Origin of the sequence: Wolbachia endosymbiont of Drosophila bocki (assembly GCF_028982005.1) — a bacterium.
GTDB classification, from domain to species: domain Bacteria; phylum Pseudomonadota; class Alphaproteobacteria; order Rickettsiales; family Anaplasmataceae; genus Wolbachia; species Wolbachia pipientis.
Window position 1 is genome coordinate 6312 of sequence record NZ_JAPQLG010000212.1, and the last position, 7632, is coordinate 13943.

8 protein-coding genes are annotated in these 7632 nt (G+C 31.7%); 7 read left to right on the forward strand and 1 reads right to left on the reverse strand.

Features of this window, described 5'->3' with window-relative positions; all coding sequences use genetic code 11:
- Window positions 1-372: 372 nt before the first annotated feature.
- Window positions 373-1566, reverse strand: coding sequence for a bifunctional 2-C-methyl-D-erythritol 4-phosphate cytidylyltransferase/2-C-methyl-D-erythritol 2,4-cyclodiphosphate synthase (locus OZD61_RS05370; protein ID WP_274980115.1), 1194 nt, complete (start codon window positions 1564-1566; stop codon window positions 373-375).
- Between the two features lie 263 nt (window positions 1567-1829).
- Between OZD61_RS05370 and OZD61_RS05375 the strand changes: the two genes are divergently transcribed.
- From OZD61_RS05375 to OZD61_RS05405, 7 genes are all read left to right on the forward strand, one after another.
- Window positions 1830-2894, forward strand: a complete 1065-nt coding sequence (locus OZD61_RS05375) for an AI-2E family transporter (RefSeq protein WP_274980116.1) — start codon at window positions 1830-1832, stop codon at window positions 2892-2894.
- A gap of 129 nt (window positions 2895-3023) precedes the next feature.
- Window positions 3024-3659: a DnaA ATPase domain-containing protein gene (locus tag OZD61_RS05380; RefSeq protein WP_274980117.1), complete on the forward strand. Its 636-nt coding sequence runs from the start codon at window positions 3024-3026 to the stop codon at window positions 3657-3659.
- Between the two features lie 205 nt (window positions 3660-3864).
- Window positions 3865-4035: a hypothetical protein gene (locus tag OZD61_RS05385; RefSeq protein WP_274980118.1), complete on the forward strand. Its 171-nt coding sequence runs from the start codon at window positions 3865-3867 to the stop codon at window positions 4033-4035.
- Window positions 4025-5011, forward strand: coding sequence for a tyrosine recombinase (locus tag OZD61_RS05390; RefSeq protein ID WP_274980119.1), 987 nt, complete (start codon window positions 4025-4027; stop codon window positions 5009-5011). The genes OZD61_RS05385 and OZD61_RS05390 overlap by 11 nt, the downstream gene beginning before the upstream one ends.
- 55 nt (window positions 5012-5066) lie before the next feature.
- On the forward strand, window positions 5067-5792 hold the full coding sequence (locus OZD61_RS05395) for a lysophospholipid acyltransferase family protein (protein ID WP_010963063.1): 726 nt from the start codon (window positions 5067-5069) through the stop codon (window positions 5790-5792).
- 51 nt (window positions 5793-5843) lie between these two features.
- Window positions 5844-6113, forward strand: coding sequence for a 30S ribosomal protein S20 (gene rpsT / locus OZD61_RS05400; protein ID WP_012673338.1), 270 nt, complete (start codon window positions 5844-5846; stop codon window positions 6111-6113).
- 80 nt (window positions 6114-6193) lie between these two features.
- The gene (locus OZD61_RS05405; protein ID WP_015589409.1) at window positions 6194-7444 is read left to right on the forward strand and encodes a citrate synthase; all 1251 of its coding nucleotides are present in this window, start codon (window positions 6194-6196) and stop codon (window positions 7442-7444) included.
- Window positions 7445-7632: the final 188 nt, after the last annotated feature.

Below are 7632 nucleotides of genomic sequence, written 5' to 3' on the forward strand. Positions count from 1 at the left end.
GCGTTTTTTTATTCTAAACGCTTAATAACCGCGATTTAGTTGCTTTTAAGCCGCAACTAATCTAAATTATGAACATTAAGAAATTTACTAAACAGAAAAAAAGGCAAAAGAAACCCTAGGGTAGCTAGTTATTCACTATCCATTTTTTAAATCGGCGTTTTTTGATGTTTTAAATAGCGCATTTCAGCTTATATCAGGTAAAAACCTAGAAATTTTATAAAGACATAAGGTGCACACAGTGCAAAAAATTAAACATGGGACGCCAGATACGTGAGTTTTTTTGTCGTTTAATCTGTACAGAGAAGATAAATAAATAGCTTCAGTTTCACGATAAGGGGGCTGGCAAAGGATGTCAAGTAAGTTTTTTCGTTTCTATTTCCAATAAAAGTTTGTATGCAATAACACAGAAGCATGCACTGCTATTCCTTCATTTCTTCCAATATAACCTAATTTCTCTGCAGTGGTTGCTTTGATATTTACAAATTCATCATCAATTTCTAATGCTTTTGATATGAATTTCTTCATTTCTACTTTGTAAGGCGATATTTTAGGCTCTTCACAAACTATAGTAATATCTAAATTAGACACGCTGTACCCTTTTTCTTTTGCTTTTTTAGCAGCAAAGTCAAGAAAGTGAGATGAATTGCAATCTTTCCATTCAGAGGAACTAGGAGGAAAGTGCTCTCCTATGTCGCCACATCCCAGTGCTCCGAGTATTGCATCAACGATTGCATGTATTGCAACATCACCATCAGAGTGCGCTTCTATTGCCATGTTGTGTTCAATTTTCACACCGCAAATTTTTATAAAGCTTTCAGCACCATTTTGAACTTTAATGAACTTATGTATATCATAACCGACTCCGACACGAAATTTTGGCTCTTCAAAAAGAAGCTTTGCCATATTGATATCCTCTTTTGTGGTTAACTTAAAATTGCTTTTCTCACCTTTAATAATCGCAACATGTTTTTTGTGCTCTACCATTAGTGATGAATCGTCAGTAAATTCTTTGACTGATTGATGGCATGATAATAATTCTTTGAAATTAAAAATTTGAGGGGTTTGTATGGCTCTGAGCTTTCCTCTTGAAATCGTAGATTCAATAAAACTATTACTCACCAATGACATAGTGTCTTCAACTTCTATTGCTGGAACTACTCCTGTATATTGATCATTAATCATAGATTCAACCAAGTTATCTATCAGAACATCTGACACAAAAGGCCTACAAGCATCGTGTATAACTACAAAATCTGGGTTAATTTTTTGTAAGCTTTCAAGCCCTAGTTTAACTGAACTCTGCCTGTTTTCTCCTCCGTATACAGGGCTTAGTAATTTAGTGTCTGTAATTAGTGATATAGCTTTCTCATAGAAACTTTCATGGTCTCTATTAATTGCTATTCTTATGTAATCTATATATTGGTTAGCCAGAAATCTTTTAATTGTATGAAATAAAACAGATTTACCTGCCAGTTTTATATATTGCTTAGGAATCGTAGAATTGCATCTACTGCCTACTCCCGCTGCAACTATTAATGCTGCTATTTTGTATTTCTTAGCGCACATATTTCTTTTTGTAGAAGCTTTCCTCTCTATCCAAGATTCTTTCCGAAAAATAAAATTTCTGACATCATATAAAAGTTACTTCCCCTATTAACTAGCATAATTATAATAGCAAAAGAGATATTTAGAGAGCTCAAAATCTATCTTTGCCTGCGGATTAAACAACTAAATTTTAGTAAAAAACGATAGTATTACAAATCGTAAAATACTTTCAACATAGGAAAAATAAATTGCATATTTTTCAGTAAATTAGCTATGCTAAACACATGCAAAAACGTCATATAACTATTTGTTTCATACTGCTTTTTATAATAGGGGTGTTATTCCTGATGCGTACTATGATTTTTCCATGTTTAATATCTATTATTATTGCATATTTGTTTAATCCGCTAGTAATTAAGTTTGAAAAGTATAGAATACCACGTTCATGTTCTGTAATTTTTATAATACTTGTTTTATTAATAGCTTTTATACTAGTCATAACATTTGTTTTACCTATTATATATGTTCAAATTACTTCAATATTAAATTTCTTAGTGAGTAAAGTGCCTTCATTAGAGCTTAAAGTAATCCCCTCTGTATTAGAATTTCTTAATATAAAAATCGAGGATAGCTTATTTGATCACTTATCTAAAAATCTAGCAGAAAATTACAGCAACTATGTATCTTATTTCATGAATGCTCTTGATATTGCTAGTAACTTTATAATCCAAGTGTTAAGTTCAAGCTTTAACACGGTATCATTAATGGTGATTACTCCTGTAGTGTTTTTCTATATATTACGTGATTGGCCTTTAATTATAGAAAAAGCTAATAAATTAATCCCTATTCCTTACAGGGGAAAAATTGCAGATTATTTTTTCAAAGTGGATTTCATTATATCTAATTATCTAAAGGGGCAGGTAAATGTATGTATTGTCATGATGATCTTTTACTCTGTAAGCCTGAGCATAATCGGATTGAAACACTCTATTGTTATTGGAATTTTATCAGGAATGTTAACGTTCATACCTTACGTAGGGCCATTATTATATACCATTATTGGGTTTTTGAGCGCTATCACTCAATTTAGTGGATGGTTTGAAAGTGCTGCTGTTTTGCTATTATTTGGTGTTGGGCAATTAATAGATTCAAACATATTAGTTCCTTTATTAATAGGAAAAAAAGTTCATATACATCCAACTGTAATTATTCTGGGAATTACTATATGCGCTTCATATTTTGGATTTACAGGTATATTACTTTTTATTCCAATAATAGCAATGTTCAATGTATCAGTAGAATATGCAATCAATAAATATTTTAAAAGTGAGCTTTATAAAAACGGCTAACAGACCTTTTGCATAATCAATTTATGGTAAGAGGAGAAATGAGCCCAGAATACCTGACACATTTGAGGAGCGTAAGTAAATTTCTGCGCAAAAATTACTACCAGAAAGAGGTTACGTAAGAGGTTCAACGTGCAATTAAATTTATTTAACAACAATCAAGCTGATTATAGCCGGCAAAATTACATCATCTTAGATGAAAATAAGCACGTATATAATTCGGTAGTTAATGATTTATCTTGGAAATGTCTGATTCTTTTTGGACCTAAAAGCTCCGGTAAAACTCATCTTGCTTATATTTGGCAATCAATAAACGATGCAATCTTTATCAATGTGAATAACTTCGTAAGCGAGATTAGGTATAGCGATGCTTTTATTTTAGAAGACGTACAAAACATTAAAGATGAAGCAATGTTATTACATTGTTACAATTACATGAAAGAAAACGACAAGAGGCTGCTAATCACTTCTTCAATTTCACCAAAAAAGCTTAACTTCGAACTAAGAGATTTAAGTTCTCGAATATTATCAACTATCAGCGTAAAAATTTTGCCTGCAAGCGAGGAATTATTAAGAATTATGCTAATAAAACGATTTTCAGATAAACAGTTAAAAATTGATTTAAAAGTGATTAATTATATTTTAGCAAGAATAGAACGTTCTTTCTATAGCATTGATAAAATTATAGAAAAGATAGATAATGAATCTATAGGGTCAAATGTGACCGTTCCTTTTATTAGCACTTTATTAAAAAAAGATGCCATTTGATTTCTTCTTTTGTAAAGGTGTATATTAAAAATTTATTAGCACCCATAACACTAACGTAATTGGAATCTCTATCTGTCCATGTTAGAATTATAATCAATGTTATGTTATAATAAATATAGATAGATACAGCTAAGAAGTATTCTATATTTACAGTAGAGCTCACTTTATAAGGTGTTTTTTATAGATTTAACGTTATAATTTAACTATGATAAGAGTAAGATTAAATTTAAGAAAAAGGTTAAAGCAAAAGTTTGTGATGTTCACTCTATTGATAAATGCTTTATTTGTCTCATATTTTCTCATAAGAAACACAGGGAACACTTCTAGTCAAATTATAGCCAAAGAAATAAATATAGGAACTGATAATGAAAAATAAACAGTCGCAAAATAAAAAAGAAAATCTTTACATAACATATTACATAGATGCTTTAGCTTCAGAGAGGTCCGCTGCACAAAATACTCTGGAAAGTTATCGTTCGGATTTACACCAGTTTGAAGAATTTTTATTGGAAAGCGGCACTACCTTGGTTGGTGTAAACAAAACCAATATTAAAGATTATGTGAAATCTTTATGTACACAAAAAAAATATAAAAGTAGCTCTATATCAAGAAAAATATCCGCTATGAAAAATTTTTACAAGTGTCTATTTAATGACGGAATAATAAATTTTAATCCAGCGCCGGCTAATGATGCTGAATTAAAGAATCCAAAAGTTTCTCGTCCTTTGCCTAAGTATTTAAGTGTCGAAGAAATATTTTTGCTAATGGACACAGCGAGAAAATCAGCAAGCGAATCGAATAAGGAGATAAGCAGTAAAAGGCTATGTGCGATTTTAGATATCCTTTACTCTTCTGGAATGCGTGTTTCTGAACTAATTAGTATGAAATTATGTGAAGTGTCACATTTAATAAACAGTAATAACAAAGAATGCTATATAATAATAAAAGGGAAAAGTGGTAGAGAGAGGCAAGTTCTTTTTAATGAACAGGCATTGCAGAGCCTTAGAAATTATTTATCAGTTCGTGATAATCTGATCTCTAAAGAAAAGGAATCCGATTGGCTATTCCCAGGTGATAAACCTAATAAACCAATTACAAGGCAGAGGGTCGGTCAATTAATGAAGGAGTTGGCAAGAAAATGCAATATTGATGAAAATAAGATCTCTCCACACGTGATTAGGCATTCTTTTGCTACCCATCTACTAAATAGCGGAGCAAATATTGTGTTGATACAGAAAGTTCTTGGCCATACTAACCTTTCTACAACACAAATATATACTCATATTGCTAACGAAAAGTTAAAGGACAAATTAGCTGATTCGCATCCTATTACTCAGATGATCAATAATTAAATTTATTGTTTTTAATTTGTAATAAAGTTAAATTTAAATAAATTTATGTGAGTTTGTGATTTCAAGTTTATTGTTTAATTTCTTTCTTATATTATGGGAGGTATTCTATACTTTCATTACTCTCCCTGTAATTTTCTTTTCTGAGTGTGTAATAACCATTTTCCTCGTCTGTTCGGTGAGAGTTGTATTATTCATGCTGCGTTTATTATGTGGCATTAAATATGAAGTGAGGGGAATGGAAAACATCCCTAAGCAACCTTTTATCATTGCATCTAAACACCAATCTCCATTTGAAACATTTATTTTTATACTACTATTTAGAAAAGCGGTTTTTATTTTAAAACGTGAATTGAAATGGATTCCATTCATTGGTTTGCATCTTATAGCGCTGAAAATGATTTTTATTAACCGTTCAGATGGTATCAGTTCTATACGCCATATAATCAAACTAGCAAAAATGCGTATAAAAGAAAATAGAAGCATAATAATATTTCCTGAAGGTACAAGAACAACTATAAACCAAAATATAAAATATCAACCAGGTATTGCTGCTTTATATAGCGTATTATCTGTTCCTGTGTTACCGGTTGCTTTAAACACTGGTTTGTTTTGGCCAAAAAGCATACTTTCTCTGAGAAAGAATCCCGGAAAGGCAGTAATAGAAATATTGCCCCCAATATATCCTGGGTTAAACAAAAATGAATTCTTGCAAAGTTTAGAAAAAATTATTGAAGAGAGAAGCAGTAGATTAACCATAGGAAAAACTGATATTGCAAATTAACAAAAAAACTTTATAATTAAAAGAAAAGTACAGTATTTTAGGTATTAATATATGGCAAATCATAAGAGTGCTAAAAAAATGATAAAGGTAATAGCAAAGCGCACTTTAATAAATAAGATGCGGAAAAGTAAAACTCGCACCTCTATTAGAAAATTGGTTGATATAATCAAGTCTGGCGACAAAGAAAATGTTGTTCTGGCATTTCGGAATGCTGAATCTAATTTACACAAGTGTGTGAATAAAGGTGTTATTCATAGGAATACTGCTGCGCGTAAAATAAGTCGCTTAAATGCAAAAGTAAAAGCATTGATGACCGCTTAATACGGTTAATGTAAAGTTAACTGTATTAATATATACTCCTCAGTTTGTATATTCTGTATAAAATTTAAGTAGCTTAAGTGATGGATAAAAAAGTGCTATTAGAACTAAGTAATGGATTAAAAATCGAGCTACCTGTATTAAGCGGAACAACAGGTCCTGATGTGTTAAATATCAAGGATTTATATAAGATGACAGGATTATTCACTTACGATCCAGGGTTTGTTTCTACAGCTTCATGCTCTTCTACAATTACATTCATTGATGGAGATGAAGGAGTTCTTAAATATAGGGGACATAATATAGCTGATTTGGCAGAGAATAATAATTTTACTGCTGTGATTTATTTATTGCTCTATGGTGAATTACCCAGTTCAGAGCAACACAAAAAATTTCTTCTCAAAATACAAGAATCATCCAAAGTATCAGAGCAAGTTACAAATGTAATTAAAGCATTTCCAAAAACTGCTCACCCTATGTCAATCTTAGTTGCATGTTTTGCAAGTTTGTCAGCATCTTATCATGAAAAGCATGGCAACAATGTCAATGGTGAAGACCTAGATTTTGGAATTTCTGCAATAGCGCAAGTTTCCACAATTATTGCAATGATTTATAGGCATATCAACAATCAGGAATTCATAAATGCTAACAATGAATTAAGTTACAGTGAAAATTTCTTAAAGATGATATTTGGCGATGCTGTTGATAATGATAAAAGCGCCCTTTTTGCAAAAGCTCTGGATAAAATATTTACTCTCCATGCTGATCATGAACAGAATGCTTCTACGGCGGCTGTCAGATTGGTGGGATCGGCTGGTTCTAATCTGTTTGCAAGCCTCTCTGCAGGAGTTGCTACACTTTGGGGACCAGCACATGGTGGAGCTAATGAGGCAGTTATAAATATGCTAAAAGAGATAGAGCAAAGTGGAGATATAGATAAATTCATCGAAAAAGCTAAAGATGATAAAGATCCATTTAAATTGATGGGATTTGGACATCGTGTTTATAAAAATTATGATCCGCGCGCGCGTATATTGAAAGGCGCTTGCCATGAGGTTCTAAGTAAACTAGAACAAAATAATGAACTGCTTAAAATTGCAAAAAAACTTGAAGAAATAGCTTTAAAGGATGAATATTTTATCGTGCGTAAGTTATATCCAAATGTTGATTTTTACTCAGGCATAATAATGAATGCTATTGATATCCCCTCAAATATGTTCACGCCTATTTTTGCACTTGCAAGAACCACTGGTTGGGTTACTCAGTGGTATGAAATGATAAATGATAAAGAAACTAAGATCTGTAGACCAAGGCAACTCTATTTTGGTAAATAAATTTATTTTCACTTCATTAGACTTCTTGCATAACCCAAACTAAGTAGAAAAAAGGTGTCATCCGAGTAGCTGACACTGGTTCCTTTAGGACGGAAGTGTCCAGAGGTGTCATTCCAGTCTGGAATGGCTTTGTTGCATCACACTTTATGAGATGGTGATTTATGGTAAATTCATGTAACTATCTCAAA